The sequence below is a fragment of the Streptomyces sp. NPDC023573 genome, assembly GCF_055559735.1.
Window position 1 is genome coordinate 70,549 of the sequence record NZ_JBVHKB010000015.1, and the last position, 21,224, is coordinate 91,772.

Consider the following 21,224-nt stretch of genomic DNA (forward strand, 5'->3'; position numbering starts at 1 on the left):
ACCGCCTTCGAGCGGACGAGCCCGCCCCCTCGTGCGAGGGGGCGGGCTCGCCGGTTCACCGGAACCGGAGGGGGCTCGGCGTCAGCCGATCTCGGCGCCGAAGGCCGCCAGTGCCTCGGGCACCGGCTGGAAGAACGTCTCGCCGCCGGCGGAGCAGTCACCGCTGCCGCCCGAGGTGAGGCCGAGCGCGGTGTCGCCCGCGAAGAGCGAGCCGCCGCTGTCGCCGGGCTCGGCGCAGACCGTGGTCTGGATGAGGCCGTTGACGATGTCGCCGTTGCCGTAGTTGACCGTGGCGTCCAGCGCGGTGACCTCACCGTCGTGGACCTGGGTGGTGGAACCGCTGCGGGTCACCGCCTGGCCGACGGTCGCGTCGCCTGCCTGGGTGATCGCCTGGGTGGAGCCGTCGTAGAGGTCCACCTCGCTGGGGTGCGCGGTGTCGGAGGTGTACTTGACCAGGCCGTAGTCGTTGTCCGGGAAGCTGGAGCCCTCGTTGGCACCGATCTCCGTGCCGCCCTGCGTGTCGGACCAGCTGGTGATCCCCTCGGTGCAGTGACCGGCGGTCAGGAAGTACGGCGCGCCGTCCTTGACCACGTTGAAGCCGAGCGAGCAGCGTCCGCCGTCGCCCCAGATGGCGTCTCCGCCGGCGATCAGGGGCTTGAACTCCCCTGCGGACTTCTTGAGTTCGGCCTTGGCGCCGAGCCCGTCGACCACCTTGCTGAGCTTGTCCCAGGCCGCGCCGTCGACCGTACGGTCGGCTGTCACGACCACCTTGTTGCTGACCGGGTCGACCGCCCACGAGGTGCCGGGGACGGTGGCCTTGTCGGTGAGCGTCTGCCGCGCGTTCGTCAGCTCGGCGAGCGTGTGCTGTACGAGTCTGGCCTTGCCGCCCGCCTGGCGTACCTGCTCGGCCGCCGCCTCGTCGACGACGTTGACGACGAGGTTCTTGGCCTCGGCGTCGTAGTACGAACCCGCCGTGTCACCGCCCAGGGCCTTGTCCAGGGTGGTGGCGAGACTTCCGGCCGAGTCGGCGCTGAGGGTCTTCGCGGTGAACTCGGGTACGTCGTCGCTGGCGTTCGCGGTCTGGAACGTGAATCCTGCCGCGACCAGTGCGAGCACAGCCGATCCGGTCAGGGCCGCACGCTTCCTGGGTATGCGTCGGTGCTTCAACTTCGACCTCCTGTGGGGCCGTGCACGGACAAGTGGGGTGTCCGGAGCACGGAGGATGGGGCGCCCACTATTCCGATGAGGCCGTTAGCACACAAGGTCGACTTCCGGACGCGCACATGACGACGACGGTTCGCCCGCGCCGTGTTCACAACCCGGGTGTCGCACCACGTCGGTTCCGAACGCGAACACCCGGTGCGATGGCCCGTCGGCGGCGGGTGAGGACTGGTCCTGTCCTGTAATGACTGCTGGAGTCCGGATGCTGGGGAGGGCACTCCTGAAGCCGAACGCCCCCGAATGCCTCCGGACGTCCCGAACACCACCGGCTCGTCCCGACAGGGAGTGCCGGTATCGGCCCCGATAGGTCATCATCGAACTGGCAGTGCACGCCGGGCACTTGGTGTCCGGACCGAGCGGGGTGATGAGCGGAGGGACGTCGTGCGGAGTCGGGTGCGCGTGGCCGACGGACGGCATCTGATGGTCGAGCGCCTGGGGGACCCCCGCGGCAGACCGGTGTTCCTCCTGCACGGCATGCCGGGCAGCCGGCTGGGCCCGGCGCCCCGAGGGATGGTCCTCTACCAGCGGAACATGCAGCTGATCGCCTACGACCGCCCGGGGTACGGCGGCTCGGACCGGCAGCCGGGCCGGCGGGTGATGGATGTCGCCGAGGACGTACGGGCGATCGCGGACTCCCTCGGTCTGGAACGCTTCGCCGTGGTCGGCCGCTCCGGGGGCGCACCGCACGCCCTGGCCTGCGCCGCGCTGGCGCCCGACCGGGTCACCCGCTGCGCCGCTCTGGTCAGCCTGGCTCCCCCGGACGCCGAAGGGCTCGACTGGTTCGACGGGATGGCCGCTTCGAACGTGCTCGCGTACTCCAGGGCGGCGGCGGACCCGGACGGGCTGGCGGAGTCCTTCATCAGCCGCTCGGAGGAGATCCGGCAGAACCCGGTCCGGCTCCTGGACGACCTGCGCCGCGAGCTGACCGACTCCGACCGTACGGTGGTCAACGACGCCGGGATCCGCACGATGTTGCTCGCCAACTTCCGCGAAGGACTGCGGACGTCGGCGTACGGCTGGATCGACGACGCCCTCGCGTTCTCCCGGCCGTGGGGGTTCGACCCCGCCGACATCAGGTGCCCGGTGATGCTGTGGCACGGCGTGAAGGACGTGTTCTCCCCCGTCGGCCACTCACGCTGGCTGGCCGGACAGATCCCCGACGCCACCGCCGTACTCGAACCGGCGGCAGCGCACTTCGACGCGCTGTCCGTGCTGCCCGAGGTGCTCAACTGGCTGCTGGACGAACGGGCGGCCGCGGTCGGCTGACCGGTGGTGATCCGGAGGAAGCCGGAGGTCGAGGTCCGGCCGACGAAGGTGAAACGGGTGTCACCCCCGAGGTGCTTCTCCACCCGCGGCCTCGACGCCCGGCCAGTTCCTGTCGGTGTAGTCGTCGAGGATGACCACACCGCCGCTCGCCACCAGCGTCTCGGCCCATTCGAGGTCCTCGCGTACGCCCATCCTCGGAGTGGTCACCGTCGATGACGACGACGCCGTACTCCCGGTCGGAGACGGCGGCGCGGACCTCGGGGTCGTTCGAGAGGCCGCGCCGCAGCCGGATCCGTTCCTCGGGCAGTCCGGAGAGCCCGAGGTCGGCGCGCACGACCTGCTCGCTGATCGGGGTTCCTGACGGATCGGCGCCGAGTACGGGCCCCGGCGGCAGCTGGACGTCGGCCAGCGGGTCGACGATCGTCAGACGGGGGCGTAGCCCGCGCTGACGAGCTGCCGGGCCGGGCCTGCCGCGAACAGGCCGTGCAGCGTGCCGATCTCCAGCACGTCGTCGTTCGGCGGCTTCAGCAGCGGGACGGTGGACAGTTCGCCGACGACGTTCCGCCCCAGCAGCAGCTCGACCGCGTTGCTCTTCACCGCCACGCCGTCCAGTTGCCGCCGGGTCTGCTCCGGCTGCCGGCGCAGCTCCGCGTTCTCGGACCTGGCAGCCGCCGGGCGCACGGCGACCGGCCGGTGGATGAACGGTGCGCGGCGGCACACAGGGGCGGCCCGGACACTCACCCTGGCCGCCCCTGTGTGCCTCGACTCCCCGGTGTCACACCGACATCGGCTCCAGCTCGCGCCAGAACCTGCGCTCGTCCCGCGCTATCCGGGTCAGCGGGTGCTCGTCGCCGAGCTGCCGTGCCAGTTCGTCCCCCGTCTCGGTCCGCAGACTCAGCGCCTCGTCCTTGCGGCCCATCGCGCCGAGCGTGACCGCGAGGTTCGACTTCATGGCCAGGGTCTCCGGGTGATGCGCCCCGAGGACGTCCCGGAGCTGGCCGGCGACCCGGCGCTCCGTCTCCAGGACGAGTTCGAGATCGCCCCGCCCGGCCGTCGCGTTCGCCAGGTTCATGACGCAGAACAGGGTGTTCGGGTGCTCGCGGCCGAACACCTCCCGCATCGAGGCGACCACCCGCGTCAGCAGCTTCTCCCCCTCCAGCGGTGCGCCCGCCCCCGAGAGGTAGGCGCCGAGATTGTTCTGCGCGGCCAGGGTGTACGGATGGTGCTCCCCAGGCACGTTCATGTACTGGTCCACCACCTCCTGCGCGGTGTCCCTCGCCTCGACGGCCTCCCCCGCGGCGAACAGGTCGGACGCCATGTTGAGGTCGCACGCCAGTGACTCGGGGTTGGCCGCGGTGTACTTGGCCCGGTACCTCGCCCGGGTGGCCACCGTCAGCCTCCGCGCGTCCTCCAACTGCCCCGCCCTGCGGAGCGAGACCGCAAGACTCTTGGCGGCGCTGAGCGTGGTGGGGTAGGTCCGGCCGAGGGTGGCCTTGTACGCGTCGTACGTCCGGCTGAGCAGACCGACCGAGTCCTCGTACCGCCCCACCTCACGCAGATCACGTGCCAGCGAGATGGCGGAGGACAGGCTGTAGGGATGCTCAGGGCCCAGGACCTCGGACCGCAGGTCGTAGACATCCTGGTCGATCTCCCTGGCGCGGGCGTACTGCCCGACGCTCCGCAGATTCAGCGCCAGGTTGTTCGCCGCGGCCAGAGTCCGGGGATGCCTGTCGTGGAAGATCTGACTGAATCCCTCGTGCGCCGCGGTCGCCAGCTCGATCGCCTTGCCGTAGTCACCGAGGAGCCCGAGGTCGATCGCCAGGCTGCTGGTGGTCATGTACGTGTGCGGATGCTCCGGTCCAAGCACCGCTCGCTGCCTGCCCAGGGTCACCTCGTCGAGCTCCTTGGCCTCCACGTACCGGCCGCGGGTGCGCAGGATGTTGGAGAGGTGGAAGCAGAGGTAGAGGTACTGCAGGTCCTGGTTGCCCAGCATCTCCCGCCAGGTGTCGCGGAGTTCGTCACCGAGCCGGCCCGCAGTCCGGACGTCTCCCCGCTTCCACAGGTAGCGCACCCGGTCGATCAGCAACCTGCGGGTCTCCGGGTCCTTGCAGTTACGTGCGTCCGACGGGCCGAGGTGCGGCCAGATCGTGGCGAAGCGCGGCCAGGTCTCGGGGTTGTCGATCGGCTCGTCGTCGTCGGGCCGGGCGCCCGCCAGGATGCGGTGGACGACATGCCTCGCCTCGCGCTGCTCCTCCTCACTGAGCTGGGCCCTGATCACCGCCTGCACCAGACGGTGGACCTGGATGGAGTTCGACACCTGGTCCACCTTGGCCAGGGCGAACCGGCCGATCTCCCGGATCACCCGGCCCAGGACCAGCTTCTCCTGGAGCGAGGCGTCATACGGTTTCAGCGCCTCGATCATCTCCTTGCTGTAGAGGAGATTCGCCGAGATCGGCTCGGGCGCGAAGAACGCGCAGAGCTGGAGCAGCCGCACCGCGGCGGGCGAACGCTCCTTGAGGCGTTCGATGGAGATGTTCCAGGTGGCGGCGACGGGCTGCGGATACCCGGCCGGCTGGTTGAGGGCCAGGACCTCCGGGGCCTGCTGGGCCAGCTGCTCCAGATAGGTGTCGATCGGGGTCGCGGTCTCCGCGATCCAGGCCGCCGCCTGTTCGACCGCCAGCGGCAGGTCTCCGACCGCGGTGGCCACCTGGGCGGCGTCCTCGTCGCTCAGCCCCGGCGCACGGCGCTGGAGGTGCTCGATCGACTCCTCCCGCAGGAACACGTCGACGGGCAGCGCGTCACCGTGCTGCGACCAGGACTGGTTCCTCGACGTGACGAGGATGTGACCGGATCCGCCTTGCGGGAAGTACCGGCTGAGGCGTTCCGGATCGTCGGCGTTGTCGAACACCAGCAGCCAGCGTTCCGAGGGCACCCCCCGCCGCAGCAGATCCACGGCCTCCTGCGAGGCGGCTGCCATGTCGTCCCCGCCCTGGGCACCCAGCCGTACGGCGAGTTCGGCGAGGCTGGCCACGACGTCGTCGATCTGCTCCGACGATATCCACCACACCAGGTCGTAGTCGGCCATGAAGCGGTGTACGTACTCCAGGGCGACCTGTGTCTTTCCGACACCGCCGAGGCCGTACAGCGTCTGGGGCTGCGGCAGCACGACGGCCATGCCGCCGCCGAGCTGGTCGCGCATCCGCTCCAGGACCAGGGAGCGGCCGGTGAAGCCGGGGTTGCGGGGCGGCGCGTTCCAGATCCTCGGCACGGTGCCCGGGAAGCGGGGACCCGGCGACATCCCGTCGCCGAGCTGCACCGGCCGGTCCAGGGCACGCATCAGGGCCGTGGTGGCGTGCACCTCGTCCAGACGGAACAGGTCGACCGGGTTGCGGTCGATGTACGGCGCGGAAAGCCGGACGTCGCTGACCCTGAGCGGCAAGAGCTGGCGCCGCCCGCCACCGGGGTCCTCCGAGACCGCGCGCTCCCAGAGGTCCACGGCTCGCTGTGACTTGAGATAGGCGCTGGAGAGCAGGACGACGGTGCGGGTCGCGTTCTCGACCGCGTGGTCGGCGTCCACGGTTCCTGGCTCGGCGGAGACGTCACGCGGGACGACCCGGAACCCGGCCCGGGTGAGGACCGATTCGATCCAGTCGGCCCACATGCGGTTCTCGGCCACATAGCTGAGGAAGAGATCGGCGGGCAGAGCCGGCCTCCGCCGGGTGAACGCGTCGCGGATGCGCAGCCGGACTTCCTCACCCACCGGGGGCATGGAGGTGACCTCCTGCTGGGTGACGACCGCGGTGAGACGTTCGAACGCGGACAGGAGCGAGTTGCTGAGCCCGGCCTCGTCGCCGAAGGTCGCGAGGGTCTCCTCGTACGCGTAGTAGGGACGGTACGGGATCTCCACCGCGCCCCAGTAGGCGGTGAGTTCGTCACCCGAGAGGTCACGGGGCAGCCGGTCGAACTTCAACCGGGCCAGCGCCCGCCCGGCGTCGGCCTTCTCCTTCTCGCCCTCGTCGATCCGCATGGGGACGGGGAAGATCGAGATAGGTCGGCCGGTGTAGCGCTCGGCGATCTGCCGGGCGACGGAGGCCGCGCCGTCGATGGACTGGTCGCTGAGAGTGAAGCAGTCGACGAGCGCGTCCGGAAGGTGGACGGTGCAGATGTCCGCGATGTCGCTGAGACCCGTGCGGCTGTCGATGAGCACGTAGTCGTAGTTGGCCTTCATGTCGTCCCGCAGGGCGTCGAAGAAGTGGCCGCCGCCGAGCCGGTCGTAGAAGTTGTCCCAGTCGAAGGTGGACACGGTCGCGGAGTACTCGCGGTTCTGACGCCCGGCGGAGACGAAGTCGAGGGTGCCACCCCTCGGGAACTCCCAGCCGAGCGCCTCGGGGGTGAGCGATACGGCGTGAGGCTGGATACGGGCGTAGTCGCGGTGCCAGTCGTCCGCCCGCTGGGCCGGGTTGGTCGCAGCCCAGGCGTATTCGGTGATCAGGTCGATCACGCCGGTGGTGGCCCCGAGGGTCGAGGGATCGAGGAAGGGGTGGAAGAACCGGTGGAGGCCCGGCGCCTCCAGGTCCCAGTCGACTGCCAGCACCCGCTTGCCGTTGGCGGCCAGGATCCAGGCGGTGTTGGCCAGGGCCATGGTGCGCCCCGTGCCGCCCTTGTACGAGTAGAAAGTGACGACGCGCCCGTCACGACCGGCTGTCATACGTCCTCCGCATCCGTCGCAGGGTCGTGCATGTCGGGTATGAACTGGGTGTTGCCCATGGGCCCCATCAGCCGCGTCCGCTCGCTGTGCCGCCCACCGGCCGGTGGATAGACCGTGGCGTGCCTCAGATACTGCTGGGCAGCCACCTCGACCACTTGGGGCAGGATCTGGCCGAACGCTTCCATACTGGGTACCCCCTTGGCCGCGACACGGCAGAAGGCCCGCCCCTGCTGCATCTTGACCGGCATCGTCTGCTCGAGTCTCTCGGTCAGTTCGACTTCGGCCGCCCTGCTCTGATGGTCCTCCCTGCACCACGGGACGACCATGGTCACCCAGGGCCTGTTCTCCCGGTCGAAGGCGGCGAGCCGGCGCCTCAGGTCCTCGTCCCGCAGGGCCCAGCGGTCGACCAGGAGGATTTCGGGGGTGCTCGGCGGCTGCTTGCCCTCCCGCTGGCCGGGTTCCTCGTCGAACGACGTGATGACGGCCTGGTAGTTGAGGGAGCGCACGAGCTCTTCGGCGACATAGGCCAGAGGTCGGGCGGCGGCCGGATGGTAGGGGTTCCACTCCTGCGGAATGTCGCCGTAGTACTCGGGGTTCCGGCCTTCCGGCAGGTCGTGGCGAGTAGGTGCGGCGATGGTGATCCGCATGGGCCTCGGCGCACCCGCGCCGCTGCCCGGCGCTCCGAAGGCGCTGGGGACGAGGCGGAAGTCGAGGGGCCTGCCCGAACCTATCTGGACGCTGTCGGCGACATGGACGATGCGCTTGGCCAACTGGTAGACGGCCTGCTCGTAGTCCTGGGCGAACAGGGTGAGTTTGATCAGCCCGTAGAGCCCGTCGCTGACGTACCGGTCCCCGAAGTCCCGGTGGTTGAACTGTAACCTCTCGGCGGGGCCCGGGAGTTGACTCGGCTGCACCGGCACCCAGAGGGCGGGCACGATCGCCTCCGCCGGCTGGTTCGACCGGGCTCGGTGGTGAATGGCGCGCTGCTCGAAGGCGTACCACTCCTTGCCGCACATCTCGCTGGCGAAGTAGCGCGGCGAGAAGAGCGGGACGAAGACCCGGCAGTTGGCCAGGACATTTCCCAGCCGTTCGGACCAGCCCTCGCCGGAGCGTATCTCCCGGTCCATGAATCCGGCCGGTGATCCGGCCGGGAGGTTGGTCATGGCCATCACATGACCGCAGAGATCTTGGAAAAGCCGCTCGACCCACATGTCTGGGTCCGATCCACCGCCGTACCCCGGTGTATGCGCGTAGCTCAGAAAAAAGTACGGCCGATGGTCCGCTCGCTGTTGCGTCATGCGTGCACACGACCCCCGTCCTGTGTGAGCACCCGCATCCCAGGACTGTGGAGAGGGTGCGAGCGAATTCATCATTCCGGAGCGGACTGTGCTCCACCCCCACGACGTTCGGTCAATCAACGCCGCTTTTCAGTCATCCATACCCAGGAATCATCGAACACGTTCTAGATTCACGGCATTCGTGGGGACGTGCATCCCACTTGTCCCGTGTACACCTCCCGCCTCGTCACGGAGCGACCTCAGCAGCCGCATTCCTCCGACAGTGGGCTCGGCTGCCCCGTCCATCATGTCGAGTGCCTCTGACACTCCGTCCATGGATTCGGGAACAAGAACGGAAAGACCCACGCGTTCGTACGTACCCGCCAGCAGCCCGGAAAAGGGGACCTTCACATTCCGCTCCCAGGGCAGCCGGTATTCCCAGGCTCCGTCCAGCGCGTAGAGATCCATGACGTCCAGGAGCGCCCGGAACCTGGCCCGCCGCAGCCCGCGCAGCAGGGCGAGAGCGAACTCCCGGGTGTCCTCGGCCCACACGAGTCCGACGGCCCCGTGGCCGTGCGGCCGCTTCGTGTGGCGGCCGGCGACGAGCGGGGTCAGCGTGGTCAGGCTCTCCGCGGCGTCCGCCGTCCGGTGTGGCGCGGCCCGTTCCAGCAGCTCCCACGCACGGCCGACTCCCTCGGCCCAGGCCTCCGCCTCCGTCCGGCTCAGGCGGGGTGCGGCAGGAGCGTCGAAGCAGTCTCTGTACGGATCCAGGTCGTCCAGGGCGAAAGAGGGAGCGCTCCCCGCAGCGAAGTGCCGCACCGGGAGCCAGCCGGGCCCCTCACTCCCCCTCACGACGATCCGTTCACCGCCGCCCTCACGCCGGACCGCGAACCCCTCACCGAGGGCTCGCACGAGGACCCGTCCCGTCCCGCCAGGCTCGGCGACCCGCAGCTCGCCGAGGGTGGGAAGGAAGAGCCTGCCGTCCCGGTAGTCACAGGGCACCTCCAGACCGAGACCTGACCGCACCGCGGCAGCCGCGACGTACGACGGCAGCCGCAGCGCCTGGCCGACGGCTTCGGGGCGTTCGGCGTGCAGCCCTTCCAGGACGTCCAGCAGCCAGGTACGCGTGTAGGGGTGCGCCACGACGCGGTCGAGCCCCGCGGCGCCCTCGCCGGAGGACTCCAGAACGCCTGCGAGCCCCCAGGCCTCGTCCCATCGGGCTCCACCACGGCCGTCCAGCGCCTCGTGGAGGCCGGCGAGGAGCGTGCGGGTCAGTTCGTGCTGCTCGGCCGCCAGTTCATGCCGGTCGGACAGGGCCAGGGACACTGCGGCCGCGCTCGTGCGTTCCTGGACACCCCGCACCAGCGCCTCCAGGTCGGCGCAGTAGACCGACGGGTTGTCGAAGTCGTTCGCCGAGCTGTACCGGTGGGTGTAGAGCCCGCCGCCGCAGGAGCGTACGACGGGGCACCGACGGCACGCATCGCTGACGCCTGCCAGGCCGAGCTGCCGCGCCCGGACCCCGGGGTGGGCGGCGACGTCGTCGAAGGAGTGCGAGAACACGTCGAACCCGGTGGCCGCGGCACCCTCGTAGGCGCTCTTGAGGGAGTCGACCTGTTCCAGCTGACCGTCCGTCTCGACGACCACCAGGTCCGTGGGCGCGAGCCCCAAGGACTCGGTGAGACTGGGCCCGCCGCTCAGCGTGGAGAGCACCGAGGAGAACAGGCGCACCGGCACCGGACTTCCCTCCTCCTGCCAGCGGTCGAAGACCGCGAGGAGCCACTCGGCGTAGGCCGTGGGTGATCCGTCCGGACGGGGAGGCGGCTCGTCCCATGTGGCGTGTGGGAGGAGGAAGTCGATGAGCGGAGGATCGAGGGCCACCAGGGCGTCCAGCACCGCGTGCGGGTCGTTCTCGATGTCGACGGTGCACAGGAGCCCGAGGTTGAGATGACGGTAGCGGTCCTGCCGGAGCAGCTCGACCGCTTTCAGCACGAGGGGGTGGCTGCTGCGTCCGTCGGCGAATCGCCGGTGCCGGTCGTTGGCCGCACGGTCACCGTCGAGGGAAATACCCACCTTGACGTCGAACTCGTCGAAGAGGTCCAGATACCGGGGGCTGAGCTGAAGGCCGTTGGTGTGGATCCTGAGGTCCAGCTCGGCGACTCCCGCCAGGGCTGACCCGAACTCCTCGCAGACGCGCCGCAGTCGGGCGGGCCCGGCGAGCAAAGGCTCCCCTCCGTGCAGGATCACTGACACGGAGGGCAGTGCATGTGTCTTCGCGTGCTCAGCGAGGCGCTGCGCCGTTCTGGAGATGACATGATCAGAAACAGTCTTCGGCCGGGTTCTCCAGCTCTGATCAGCATGTTCGTAGACATAGCAATGATCGCAGGCTAGGTCACACCTGCTGTGAACCTTCAGAACGATTTCGCGGAACGGGACCGCGGGGCCTGTCATTCCACCACTCTAGTCCAGCCGCGCCGCGAATCCGGACGACGGGCCACAGTAGCCGATCGGCCGAACGGGTGGAATTATTGCAGCTTTACGGCAGCGGCGGTCCTGCTGTTCTTACAGCGAGGAGTTGAATGTCGAGATCTGTGTCGGACGGCCGCCTGCCGTCGCGAGCACCCGGCCCATCTTCTCTGCTGCTGCACTGCCGGATGCGTCGATCTTCGCAAGCGGCACACGACGCTTCGCGACAGCGAAGCTCGGGGTGGATTCGTAGGTCTTCACGGCCGTCCTTGATGGGCTCGTTCCGGACACGGAAACAGCACCGGCACCTGCACCATTGCAGTGTCCGGCGGCACGACTTTACTCTCATGGCCCCGGTGTGCAACTCGACTCGTTCAGCCGTAACCCGAGTGATTTGCGGGACTACTCCAAATGGGCCTCAACCCATTCACACACCGCCCGGGGTGACCACAACATCGAATACGGGGGTGAACATGGCGGCGATTCCAGGACCACTGCAGAGCATGGTCTTCAGGAGCGCTGATCTGCCCGCACTCTTCCACCACACCGACGCCGTGGCCGTCGCACGCCAGCGTGAGGCGGTCAACACCACCCGCGGCCAGCTCGTCCTGCTCGTCCTGGGCACCGTGCCCGCAGCCCTGCCGTGGCACGCCGAGATCGGGTCCGGTTTCCAACTCCTCAATGGTATCGCGGTGTTGGCGTATCTCGGTGTCCTGATCACGACCTACCTCGGCTCCCGGCGCAAAGCAAAGTCGCACTGGCAACTGAACCGTTCCGCCGCGGAGTTCATCAAGTCGAACTGCTGGCGCTACGCCGTCCACGGCTCTCCCTTCGACTCCTCCGTCCAGCACCCCGAGGCGGTGTTCGCCAGCCGGCTGGAGGAAGGGCTCCAGGAGTTGCGGAAGGTGGGGTGGGACGACCCGAGGGAGGAGATGGCGGACTCGGGAGGCGGTCTCATCACCGCGTCCATGCGGGAGTTGCGGGGCAAGGCGTTCACCGTACGCAAGGAGACGTACATCCGGGACCGGCTGATCGAGCAGCGGCGCTGGTACCGCAGGCGCAGACTGGTGTCGCGGCGCGGGGCGCTCGTCTGGTCCAGCACCATCGCCGCGCTGACGCTCCCGGCCCTGGTCCTCGCCGTGCTGCAGACCTTCGGCGGCGCCGGGTCGTTCGCGCTCACCGGGACGTTCTCCGCCGCTGCCGCCGCCTGCCTCGCCTGGAACGAGATGCGCCGTCACCACCCTCTGGTGACCGCTCACTCCCTCGTCGAGGACGATCTGGAGAACATGCAGGCCGCGATGGAGACCACCCTCACCGAACGGCAGTGGGCGGCCGCCGTCTTCGAGACCGAGCGCATCGTCTCGCCCGAGCACACGGACTGGCTGGTCAGGCACCGGATGTGAGAGCGCGTGGGCTCAGCCGCGCTCCACGCCGTCGCGCCAGATGACGGTGACCGGCCGGCCGAGGCTCCGGGCGTACGTCACGATGTCGCCGGTGCCTCCTAGACCCCGCGCGGGCAGGCCGTCCCAGACCGCGATCAGCCGGTCGCAGTGGTCGGCGATCCAGGCGCCCGCCGCGTAGTAGGCCTCGTCGGTGGAGTGCGGGAAGTCCAGCCGGATCTCGCGGGCGGCCCGGGCCTTGAGCGTCCGGTAGCGCGCGAGGTCCGCCTCGTCGGCGAAGCCGTCCTCGTAGTCCCCGCTGGGGATGACCACGGTGAGCTCCGCGCCCTGGGCCAGTGCGACGTCGGCGAAGAGCTGGTCCGCCCCGACCGCGAGGCTGGAGAGCGCCTCCAGTGAGCCCTCGTGTCCGCACAGTGCCGCCCTCAGCCCCTCCAGGACATGCTCCTGGACCTCCTGGGGGATGGAACGGTGACCGGTCACTCCGATGCGTTTCACGGACCTGGAACCCCCTGGTGTCTGCGGGGGCTCCCGGAGGGCATCCCTCCGGACCGCACAGCGTCCGCCCCCCGTGGAACCTCTGCGACCGACCGTCCCCACATCCTCTCAAGAGCAGCGGGCCGAAAGGGAGCCCCCGCCCGGTATCGGCGGGGGCTCACAGGAGTGCGGCGGTGCCCGGCCGGGTCAGAACACGCTGACGCCGTACGCGCCGAGTGCTTCGCCGACGGGCTGGAAGAAGGTCGTTCCGCCGGAGCGGCAGTCACCGCTGCCGCCGGAGGTGAGACCGATCGCCCGGGTACCCGAGTAGAGGGGGCCGCCGGAGTCACCGGGTTCGGCGCACACATTGGTGCGGATCATGCCTCGGACGATGTCGCCGCTGCCGTAGTTGACCGTGGCGTTGAGGCCGGTGACGGTGCCGCCGTGGGTGCCGGTGGTGGAGCCGCGCCGGGTGACGGACATGCCGACGGTGGCGTCGGCCGCGCTGGTGATGTCCTGGCTGCCGACGGTGCCGGACTTGGGGACGGAGGTGTTGGTGTAGCGGACGATGCCGTAGTCGTTGACCGGGAAACTCGATCCCGTGGTGGTGCCGAGGACCGTGGTGCGGGCGGGGTCGGACCACCAGTCCCCGGCGCCGTCGGTGCAGTGACCCGCTGTCAGGAAGTAGTAGGTGCTGCCGCTGCGGACGTTGAAGCCGAGGGAGCACCGCCAGCTGGAGGCGTGGACCGCGTCGCCGCCCGAGATCAGCTTGCTGAATCTCCCCGGGGTGCGCTCGATACGCAGGGCACCCGCGTTGACGCCGGCGGACTCCTTGATCCGGTCGATCTCCGCCTGCGAGACGGTGCTGTCCACGGTGACGAGGACCCGTCCGGTAGCCGGGTCGACGTTCCAGGCGGTGCCCGCGATGTCGGCGTCGAGCACCGCCTCCCCGACCGCTCTCAGCTGGTCGGCTCCGTAGGTTCCGGCCTGGTCGGCGTTGGCCGCCGGGACGGCGAGCGCGGCCACGGCGACGAGGCCGGCGGATACGGCCGTGATCCGGATGTGTCTCGCGGTGCTGCCGCTGCGGGGGTTGGTGCGCTTGATCCTCACTTTTCATTCCTCCCGAGGGGAATCGGGGGCCCGCCTGTGGGGTGGCCGAGCCCGTGAGGCGCGGTCATGAAACACGACAGTGTCCCGAAAAGCGTTCGAATTCCGGAAGTGTCGTACTCGTGACGAGCGCTGCTCGGGAGTATCAGGGGGCGTCAGGAGGCTCCGCAAGGGCGCCTTTTCGGACGCGGACGGCCCCGCGGGCCGACCCCACGCAGCCCTGGGGCCGGCTGGCGGGGCCCGCCTCCGCCTCGCGTCCGGAAGGTGCGGTTCAGCCGTCGATACGGTTCCGCTCCCCCGCGGGGACCGCCACCGGGAGGGTGTTGCCCGGTGGCGGGAAGGGGCAGATGAAGTGGTCGGCGAAGGCGCACGGCGGCAGCAGGGCTCGGTTGAAGTCGACGCGCACCCGGCCGGACGCGTCGGGCGCCGGAGGCCTCAGGAAGCGGAAGCGGTAGCTGCCGTTCCCGCTGGTGGTGTCGGCGAAGACGGCCCAGAGCGAGCCGTCGGGCTCGACCGCCACCTGGAGGGTGTGCTCGGCGCCGTCCAGCGTGAAGGCGATCTCCCCCGCGAGCCCCAGCCCCCGCCGCCGCCCGTCGGCGTTCTCCACGCGGACGGTCCGGTCCGAGTCGTACGGCCGGAAGGTGCCCTCCAGCGACCACTTCGGGTCGTACGGGGTGGCGTCGATGCTCCGGAAGGCGTGCCTGGCCGGGGACTGGGGGTCGAAGTCCCTCACGGCCCAGAGGCCTTCGCGGCTCAGCACGACCAGCCGGCGCTCGCCCTGCGCCACCCGGGAGGTGTCGATGGGCCCCCGGTCGGCGCCGAGGCGGATCTCGCCCGAGAGCGGCTCCGTGTCGACGGTCAGCCCGTCCTCGGGGGTGGCGGTGAGCACCACCTCGTCGCCCTCCTCGCGCCACTGACCGGGCACGGCCGGAATTCGACCCTCCGGGTGGTCGGCGAGCCAGTGGGTGCCGGTGAGGGAGAGCGGGCCGTGCGGCGCGGCCACGGCGACGATGCGCCGCTCGTGCCAGCGCTGCCAGGCGTGGAACTCCTCGCTGTCCTGCTGTGCGTCCGTGCTCATGCGGTCAACTTTTCCATACGGGCCGGGCCAGGCCGAGGTGCGACCTCAGCGTGGAGCCGGTGTATTCGGTGCGGAAGGCCCCGCGCTCCTGGAGGATCGGGACGACCCGGTCGACGAAGCCGTCGAGGCCGCCCGGGGTGAGATGGGGTACGAGGATGAAGCCGTCGGCCGCGTCGGTGGAGACGAACGTCTCCAGTTCGGCGGCGACCGTCGCGGGGGAACCGATGAAGGACTGCCGGGCCGTGGCCTCGATGGCCGTCTGCCGGATGGACAGCCCCTTCGCCTCGGAGAGCTCCCGCCAGCGCGCGGCCACGGCCAGCGGGTCCGCGATCCGGACCCTGCCCTGGACCAGATCCGAGGACGGGTCCGGGTCGATGTCGGGGAGGGGCCCGTCGGGGTCGTACGAGGAGAGGTCGCGGCCCCAGATCTGTTCGAGGGCGAGGATCGCGTTCTGCGGTGACACCTGCTGGTGGCGGATCTCTGCGGCGTTCTGCTGGGCCTCCGCGTCGGTGTCGCCGAGGACGACGGTGACCCCGGGCATGATCTTCAGGTCACCGGGCTGCCTGCCGTATGCCGCGAGGCGGGCCTTGACGTCGGCGTAGAACCGCCGGCCGGCCTCCAGGGTGCCGTGCCGGGTGAAGACGACGTCGGCGGCGGACGCGGCGAACTCCCGGCCCTCGTCGGAGTCCCCGGCCTGGATGACGACCGGGTGCCCCTGCGGTGAGCGGGGGACGGTGAACTCCCCGGAGATGTCGAAGTGCTGCCCCGGGTGCGCGAACGGCCGCGCGTCTCCGTCCGGTGTCCAGGAGTCCCAGAGCTCCCGCGCGGTGGCAACGAATTCGGCGGCCCGCGTGTACCGGTCCGCCCGGTCGAGGTAGCCGCCGCGGCGGAAGTTCTCCCCGGTGAAGGCGTCGGACGAGGTCACCACGTTCCATGCGGCGCGGCCGTCGCTGAGGTGGTCGAGTGTGGCGAGGCGCCGGGCGAGTTCGTACGGTTCGTTGAAGGTGGCGTTGACCGTGGCGGCGAGCCCGAGGCGGTCGGTGACGGCGGCCAGGGCGTTCAGGACGGTCAGGGACTCGGGGCGGCCGACCACGTCCAGGTCGTGGATGCGGCCGTTGTGCTCGCGCAGCCGCAGCCCTTCCGCGAGGAAGAAGAAGTCGAACTTCCCGCGCTCCGCGGTCCTCGCCAGGTGCTCGAACGAGGCGAAGTCGATCTGGCTCCGGGAGCGCGGATCGGTCCACACGGTGGTGCTGTTGACGCCCGGGAAGTGGGCGGCGAGATGCATCTGCTTCATGAACGGCCCCCTGAGGTCCTCGCGAGCGTGTGACGGTTGGCGGGCCGGCCGAGGCCGAGGTGCTCGCGGAGTGTGCCGCCCGGGTGGAAGGTGCGGAACAGACTGCGGTGCTGGAGCAGGGCCACCGTCCCGTTGACGATCCTCTCCAGGTCGCGCTCCGGTGCGATCGGGGTGAGGTGGAAGCCGTCCACGGCTCCGCCCCGGTGCCACCGGATCATGAGTTCGGCGAGGTCGACCGGGCCGCCCCGGAAGTAGGTGCCCCGCCCGGCGAGCTGCGGACCGCTCTCCAGGCCGGGTTCGGGTGCCTTCTCGGAATCCGAGAGATCGACCGTGAGGGCGACCAGGATCCGCAGGCCGTCGGGGTCCCGGCCGTGGGCCGCGGCACTGCGGCGCAGGTCGTCACGGAGCGCGGCCGCCTGTTCGGGCGACGTCGCCCGTACGTGGACGACGTCGGCGTACCGCGCGGCGGTCTCCTGGGCGGGGCCGCTGCTGCCGTCGATGACGGTGACGGGCCGGCCCTGCGGTGGCCGGGGCACGATGGCCGGACCCCGGACGGAGAAGGTGCTGCCCTGGAAGTCGACGTGGTGCAGCTTGTCCCGGTCGATGAAGCGGCCGGTGGCGACGGACCGGATCTCCGCGTCGTCCTCCCAGCTGTCCCAGAGCCGGGCCCCGACGTCGGCGACCTCCCCCGCCTCCTGCCACAGGGCGCCGGCGGGTGCGGCGGACCGCCGGCCGAACAGCCGGGCCTCGGCCTCGGTCGTCGACACGTCGGGCTGCCAGCCGGCCCGGCCCTTGCTGACCCAGTCGAGGGTGGCGACGGCGGACGAGACGTGGAAGGGCTCGGTGTGGGTGGTGGTCACGGTCGGTACGAGCCCGATCCGCGTGGTGGCCGGGGCGACGCGGGCCAGTACGGCGAGCGCGTCGGGGCCCGGGCGGCCGAAGGAGTCGCTCAGGGTGATGTAGTCGAGCGCTCCCCCTTCGGCGAGGCGGGCGAGTGTGACGTGCGAACCGGCGGCGTACCGCGGGGGGCCTCCGATCTCGGCGGCGAGGTGGAGTGGCCTGGTGGCGGGCATGAAGGACCTCTCGGGTTCGGTTCCCGGTCTCGGGCGGGCAGGACGGATCGGTCGCGGGGGCACGGCTCAGATGACCTTGGAGAGGAAGGCGCGGGTACGCTCCTGGACCGGGCGGTCGAGTACGTCGGCGGGCGGGCCCTGTTCGACGATCCGTCCCTCGTCCATGAACACGACGGTGTCGGCGACCTCGCGGGCGAAGCCGATCTCGTGTGTGACGACGATCATCGTGGTGCCCCCGCGGGCCAGGTCCTTGATGACGTCGAGGACCTCTCCGACGAGTTCGGGGTCGAGCGCCGAGGTCGGCTCGTCGAACAGCAGCAGTTTCGGTTCCGGAGCGAGGGCCCGGGCGATCGCGACGCGCTGCTGCTGGCCGCCGGAGAGCTGCCGGGGATAGGCCCCTGCCTTGTCGGCGAGCCCGACCCGGGCCAGCAGCTTCTCCGCCGCGGCGACGGCCTCCTCACGGGGGCGGCCGAGGGCGGCGACGGGAGCCTCGATGACGTTCTCGAGGACGGTGAGGTGCGGGAAGAGGTTGAAGTTCTGGAAGACGAAACCGATCCGGGTGCGCCGGCGCAGGACCTCGCGCTCGCGCAGCTCGTACAGTTTGCCGCCGGACCTCCGGTAGCCGACGAGCGTGCCGTCGACACCGACCCAGCCCCGGTCGGCCTTCTCCAGGTGGTTGATGGTGCGCAGCAGGGTGGATTTGCCCGACCCGGAGGGGCCGAGGACGACGGTCACCTCTCCCGCGCGTACGGACAGGTCGATGCCGCGGAGCACCTGGAGCGGGCCGAAACTCTTGTGTACGGACCGGATCTCGACCATGACGTCCTGACCGGTTGCCCGGTCCCCGGGTGTGCTCATCGCACGGCCTCCCTAGGCGTAGTGATGTTCGGTGTGGTGCCGGCGTGGAATGCGGGCGCGGCGGTCGGGCGCCGTGCTCACGTGGTGAGGCGATCCCGGCAGGAGAGGTCGCGCAGGAACGCGAGGGCCGTGCGGGCGGTGGCGTCGTTCTGCCGGAGGGCCGGGCCGCCGGTGCGCGGCCGGGTGAAGGCGCCGCCGGCCCGCGCGGTGGTGCAGGGGCCGAGGGCGAAGCGGCGCGGGTGCGGGCGGCCGTCGAGCTCCAGGATCCGGCCGTCGGCGGGGTCCACGGAGAGCAGCCCCGTGCGGGTGCCGGCCGCCCCGTCCTCGTACAGCGCGCTCAGCAGCGGGCTGCGGGTCCTGCGCAGCGAGGGGCCGGGCAGCCGGGCCTCGACCAGGGCCCGGGCCTCGGTGTACGCGCCGGGCACGGTGGTGCTGCGGGCACGGAAGACGCCCTGTTCCTCGTCGGATTCGACGGTCATGCCGGCGCCCAGGAAGCGGACGATGCCGGCCCTTGAGAGGGCGAGGAGCTGGCGCAGCCGGGGCCCGGGGGGTCCGGAGGCGAGGTAGCTGAAGAAGCCGTGCCACCGGGCGCCGATGTCGCCTGCGCCGGTCAGCCGGCCGTATACGGAGAGCAGTCCGAAGAACACGGCGAGGTCGGAGCTGTGCGCGGGATCGTGACGGCGTTCGAGATCGGCGGTGATGTAGGTGCGCAGCCCGTCCTGCAGGGAGTCGTACGTGGCATGGCGCACCCCGTCGAGCGGGCGGTCGAGGGCGTCGAGGTCGAGCCGGTCGGCCGGGTCGGGGACGGCAGAGGCGACGAGCGCGGCGAGCTCGGGGCTGCCGGGCTCGGCGACGGCGTACTTCTCCTCGAAGTCGCCCAGGTCCGCCGCGGTGCGCTCGGGGTGGGTCGTGAAGAGCCGGTGGTAGTGGGCGTGGCCCAGCTCCTTGGCGATCAGGGGCCACAGGTCACGCCGGTAGTCCACCGGGCCTGGCCTGTTCACGATCTCGTCCACCTGCGCTTCCCCGAAGTGGCGGGGCAGCGGCGGCCGTTCGCCCCGCCAGGTGTAGCCGATCTTGGAGTGGTACGGGACGCCCCGGCGTGACCCGACGCAGAGGACGGGTTCCTTGCCGGAGGGGACGTAGACCCCGTCCTCGTACCGTCCGCCGCGCCCCTCGGTCAGCAGCACCATCAGGTCGATGAAGGCGAGTCCGAAGCCGCGTACGAGGACGGTCTCGCCCGCCGGCACGGCGGACAGGTCGGTGTCGGCGGTGAAGTCGGGCGGAAGGTGGACCAGCCCGTGACGTGCGGCGAAGGCGGCCAGCTCCCGCTGTTCCGCGTCCGGTTCGGCGTCGAGGTGGCCGACGGTGAGGACGACGAGGTCGGCGGCGAGCGGCTCGGCGCGCCCCTCGATCCTGACGCGCTGCCGGCCGTCGCGGGGCCCCGAGACGCGCAGGGCGAGGCCGGTGTGTTCGTGGACCCTGACTCCGGGCGGGAGCGCGGCGACGGCCTGTTCGTAGGCCCAGCGCAGATAGGCGCTCTGCAGCCGCCGGGTGGGGAAGTCCTGCCCGCCGAGACCGCGGATCTCCTCCATGACCCCGGGGCCGGCGGAGATGACGGTCCGCCCCTCGCGGACGTCCTCGGCCCAGGTGTGCAAGGCGGGGCCGGGGCGCACCGGGCCGTCCAGCTCGACGGTGTCGTCGGTGAACATGGTGACGTCCTCGGCCATGGAGTTCATCCGGAGCAGCGGGGACTGGTCCTGCCGCCAGATCCGGCCGCCGCCCGGCGGGTAGGGGTCGACGAGGTGGAGGTCCAGGGGCCGGTCGCCGTACAGCTCGGCGGCGTTGGCGGCTATGCGTTCGATGACTCCGGTGCCGCGCGGTCCGCCGCCTATGACGACGAGCGTCGGGGTGTCGCTCACCGGGCACCCGCCGTGCCGCGTGCGTAGTGGCGTTCGACGTAGTACTGGCCGATGGACAGCAGCGAGGTGATCACGGCGTACCAGAGGGTGGCGACCAGCAGCAGCGGGATGACCTCGTAGGTGCGGTGATAGACGAGCTGCACGGAGTGGAGCAGGTCCTGCACGGCGATGATGCTGACGATCGAGGTGCCCTTCAACGTCGCGATCAGCATGTTCCCGGCGGGAGGGACGATGGAGCGCATGGCCTGCGGCAGCACGATCCGCCGGAACCGGCGCCAGGGCCCGAGGCCGAGTGACTGGGCCGCCTCCAGCTGTCCGCGCTCGACGGACAGGAGGCCGCCGCGGAGCACTTCGGCGGCGTAGGCGGCCTCGTGGAGGGTGAGGCCGATGACGGCGACGGCGATCGGGCTGAGGAGGTCGACCGTGTCGACGCCGAGGATCTGCGGGTAGAGGGCGCCGATGTTGAACCAGAAGAGCAGCTGGACGAGGATCGGCGTCGACCTGAAGAGCCAGATGTATCCCCAACTGACCGCTTGGAGCACGGGGTTGCCGGAGAGCCTGGCCAGGGCGAGCAGGGTGCCGAGGGCGAAGCCGAGCACCATGACGAGGCCGGTGAGCCACAGGGTGAGGCCGAGGCCCCGCAGCACGGAGCCGGTCGTGAGGTAGGTGGCCACGACGTCCCATTGGAAGGCTTCGTTGCGGACGACCGAGACCAGGGCTCCACCGAGGAGGAGCAGGACGGCAACGGCCGCCGTCCACCGGCCGGTTCGGCGTACGGGGACGATGCGAGGGGTGTCCTCCTCGGCGCGCTTTTCCGGCGGGACGGGAAGTGACGGGGCAGGGATGTCTGTCTGCGCGGACATGCGAAGGCTCCGTGGATGCAGAGATCGAACACGGGGCGTGCCTTCGACGCGGAACACGACGTGGACCGGGCCCCTCAGCGCCGGTCCGCTTCCGAGAAAAGCGCCACCCGGTGCCGTTGTCAAGCGTGTCCACAGTGTGAGCCGTGCGTCCTGGTCCAGTTGACGCGCCACCGGATGCCTGTTCCACTTGGGCCATGTATTCGCAGCAGTGGCTGGTCACCCG

At 70.4% G+C, this 21,224-nt stretch carries 18 protein-coding genes; 3 read left to right on the forward strand and 15 right to left on the reverse strand.

Annotated features, from left to right (window positions below; translation table 11 throughout):
• Positions 1-81: 81 nt before the first annotated feature.
• Entirely contained in the window at positions 82-1,167 is a 1,086-nt protein-coding gene (locus ACZ32T_RS33645) for a S1 family peptidase (RefSeq protein WP_467371193.1), read from the reverse strand.
• Between the two features lie 435 nt (positions 1,168-1,602).
• Between ACZ32T_RS33645 and ACZ32T_RS33650 the strand changes: the two genes are divergently transcribed.
• Positions 1,603-2,487, forward strand: a complete 885-nt coding sequence (locus ACZ32T_RS33650; RefSeq protein ID WP_467270801.1) for an alpha/beta fold hydrolase — start codon at positions 1,603-1,605, stop codon at positions 2,485-2,487.
• 60 nt (positions 2,488-2,547) lie between these two features.
• Here ACZ32T_RS33650 and ACZ32T_RS33655 read toward each other — a convergent pair whose 3' ends face one another.
• On the reverse strand, positions 2,548-2,679 hold the full coding sequence (locus ACZ32T_RS33655) for a hypothetical protein (protein ID WP_467371195.1): 132 nt from the start codon (positions 2,677-2,679) through the stop codon (positions 2,548-2,550).
• 7 nt (positions 2,680-2,686) lie between these two features.
• Between ACZ32T_RS33655 and ACZ32T_RS33660 the strand changes: the two genes are divergently transcribed.
• A complete protein-coding gene (locus tag ACZ32T_RS33660) occupies positions 2,687-2,848 on the forward strand; it encodes a hypothetical protein (protein WP_467371197.1) in 162 nt (53 codons plus the stop codon).
• A gap of 62 nt (positions 2,849-2,910) precedes the next feature.
• On the opposite strand, the gene ACZ32T_RS33665 is transcribed toward ACZ32T_RS33660, so the two are convergent.
• The 5 genes from ACZ32T_RS33665 to fxsA form a co-directional block, all read right to left on the reverse strand.
• Positions 2,911-3,228, reverse strand: coding sequence for a hypothetical protein (locus ACZ32T_RS33665; RefSeq protein WP_467371199.1), 318 nt, complete (start codon positions 3,226-3,228; stop codon positions 2,911-2,913).
• Positions 3,229-3,262: 34 nt separating this feature from the next.
• Positions 3,263-7,195: an FxSxx-COOH system tetratricopeptide repeat protein gene (fxsT, locus tag ACZ32T_RS33670; RefSeq protein ID WP_467371201.1), complete on the reverse strand. Its 3,933-nt coding sequence runs from the start codon at positions 7,193-7,195 to the stop codon at positions 3,263-3,265.
• Positions 7,192-8,493 carry an FxsC protein gene (gene fsxC / locus ACZ32T_RS33675; protein ID WP_467270796.1) on the reverse strand — a complete coding sequence of 434 codons (1,302 nt, stop codon included), beginning with the start codon at positions 8,491-8,493 and terminating at the stop codon, positions 7,192-7,194. Before fsxC ends, fxsT begins: the two co-directional genes overlap by 4 nt.
• Before the next feature lie 150 nt (positions 8,494-8,643).
• Positions 8,644-10,920 carry a radical SAM/SPASM protein FxsBH, inactivated beta-hydroxylase extension form gene (fxsBH, locus tag ACZ32T_RS33680; protein ID WP_467371202.1) on the reverse strand — a complete coding sequence of 759 codons (2,277 nt, stop codon included), beginning with the start codon at positions 10,918-10,920 and terminating at the stop codon, positions 8,644-8,646.
• A 111-nt stretch (positions 10,921-11,031) separates the two neighbouring features.
• On the reverse strand, positions 11,032-11,196 hold the full coding sequence (gene fxsA / locus ACZ32T_RS33685) for an FxSxx-COOH cyclophane-containing RiPP peptide (protein WP_104790156.1): 165 nt from the start codon (positions 11,194-11,196) through the stop codon (positions 11,032-11,034).
• A gap of 242 nt (positions 11,197-11,438) precedes the next feature.
• On the opposite strand from fxsA, the gene ACZ32T_RS33690 reads away from it, so the two are divergent.
• Positions 11,439-12,338 (forward strand): DUF4231 domain-containing protein, encoded by a 900-nt coding sequence (locus tag ACZ32T_RS33690; protein ID WP_467270792.1) that lies wholly within the window; start codon positions 11,439-11,441, stop codon positions 12,336-12,338.
• A 12-nt stretch (positions 12,339-12,350) separates the two neighbouring features.
• On the opposite strand, the gene ACZ32T_RS33695 is transcribed toward ACZ32T_RS33690, so the two are convergent.
• The 8 genes from ACZ32T_RS33695 to ACZ32T_RS33730 form a co-directional block, all read right to left on the reverse strand.
• Positions 12,351-12,830 carry a hypothetical protein gene (locus ACZ32T_RS33695; RefSeq protein ID WP_467270790.1) on the reverse strand — a complete coding sequence of 160 codons (480 nt, stop codon included), beginning with the start codon at positions 12,828-12,830 and terminating at the stop codon, positions 12,351-12,353.
• 186 nt (positions 12,831-13,016) lie between these two features.
• On the reverse strand, positions 13,017-13,919 hold the full coding sequence (locus ACZ32T_RS33700; protein ID WP_467270788.1) for a S1 family peptidase: 903 nt from the start codon (positions 13,917-13,919) through the stop codon (positions 13,017-13,019).
• Positions 13,920-14,187: 268 nt separating this feature from the next.
• A complete protein-coding gene (locus ACZ32T_RS33705) occupies positions 14,188-14,994 on the reverse strand; it encodes a DUF1684 domain-containing protein (protein WP_467270786.1) in 807 nt (268 codons plus the stop codon).
• A 4-nt stretch (positions 14,995-14,998) separates the two neighbouring features.
• Positions 14,999-16,288 carry an NtaA/DmoA family FMN-dependent monooxygenase gene (locus ACZ32T_RS33710; RefSeq protein ID WP_467371205.1) on the reverse strand — a complete coding sequence of 430 codons (1,290 nt, stop codon included), beginning with the start codon at positions 16,286-16,288 and terminating at the stop codon, positions 14,999-15,001.
• Complete coding sequence (locus ACZ32T_RS33715; protein ID WP_467371207.1) at positions 16,285-17,361, reverse strand: LLM class flavin-dependent oxidoreductase; 1,077 nt, start codon at positions 17,359-17,361, stop codon at positions 16,285-16,287. Before ACZ32T_RS33715 ends, ACZ32T_RS33710 begins: the two co-directional genes overlap by 4 nt.
• 66 nt (positions 17,362-17,427) lie before the next feature.
• Positions 17,428-18,180 (reverse strand): amino acid ABC transporter ATP-binding protein, encoded by a 753-nt coding sequence (locus ACZ32T_RS33720; RefSeq protein WP_467270896.1) that lies wholly within the window; start codon positions 18,178-18,180, stop codon positions 17,428-17,430.
• A 116-nt stretch (positions 18,181-18,296) separates the two neighbouring features.
• The gene (locus ACZ32T_RS33725) at positions 18,297-20,138 is read right to left on the reverse strand and encodes an FAD/NAD(P)-binding protein (protein ID WP_467371209.1); all 1,842 of its coding nucleotides are present in this window, start codon (positions 20,136-20,138) and stop codon (positions 18,297-18,299) included.
• Entirely contained in the window at positions 20,135-21,001 is an 867-nt protein-coding gene (locus ACZ32T_RS33730; protein ID WP_467371211.1) for an amino acid ABC transporter permease, read from the reverse strand. The genes ACZ32T_RS33725 and ACZ32T_RS33730 overlap by 4 nt, the downstream gene beginning before the upstream one ends.
• Positions 21,002-21,224 lie beyond the last annotated feature (223 nt).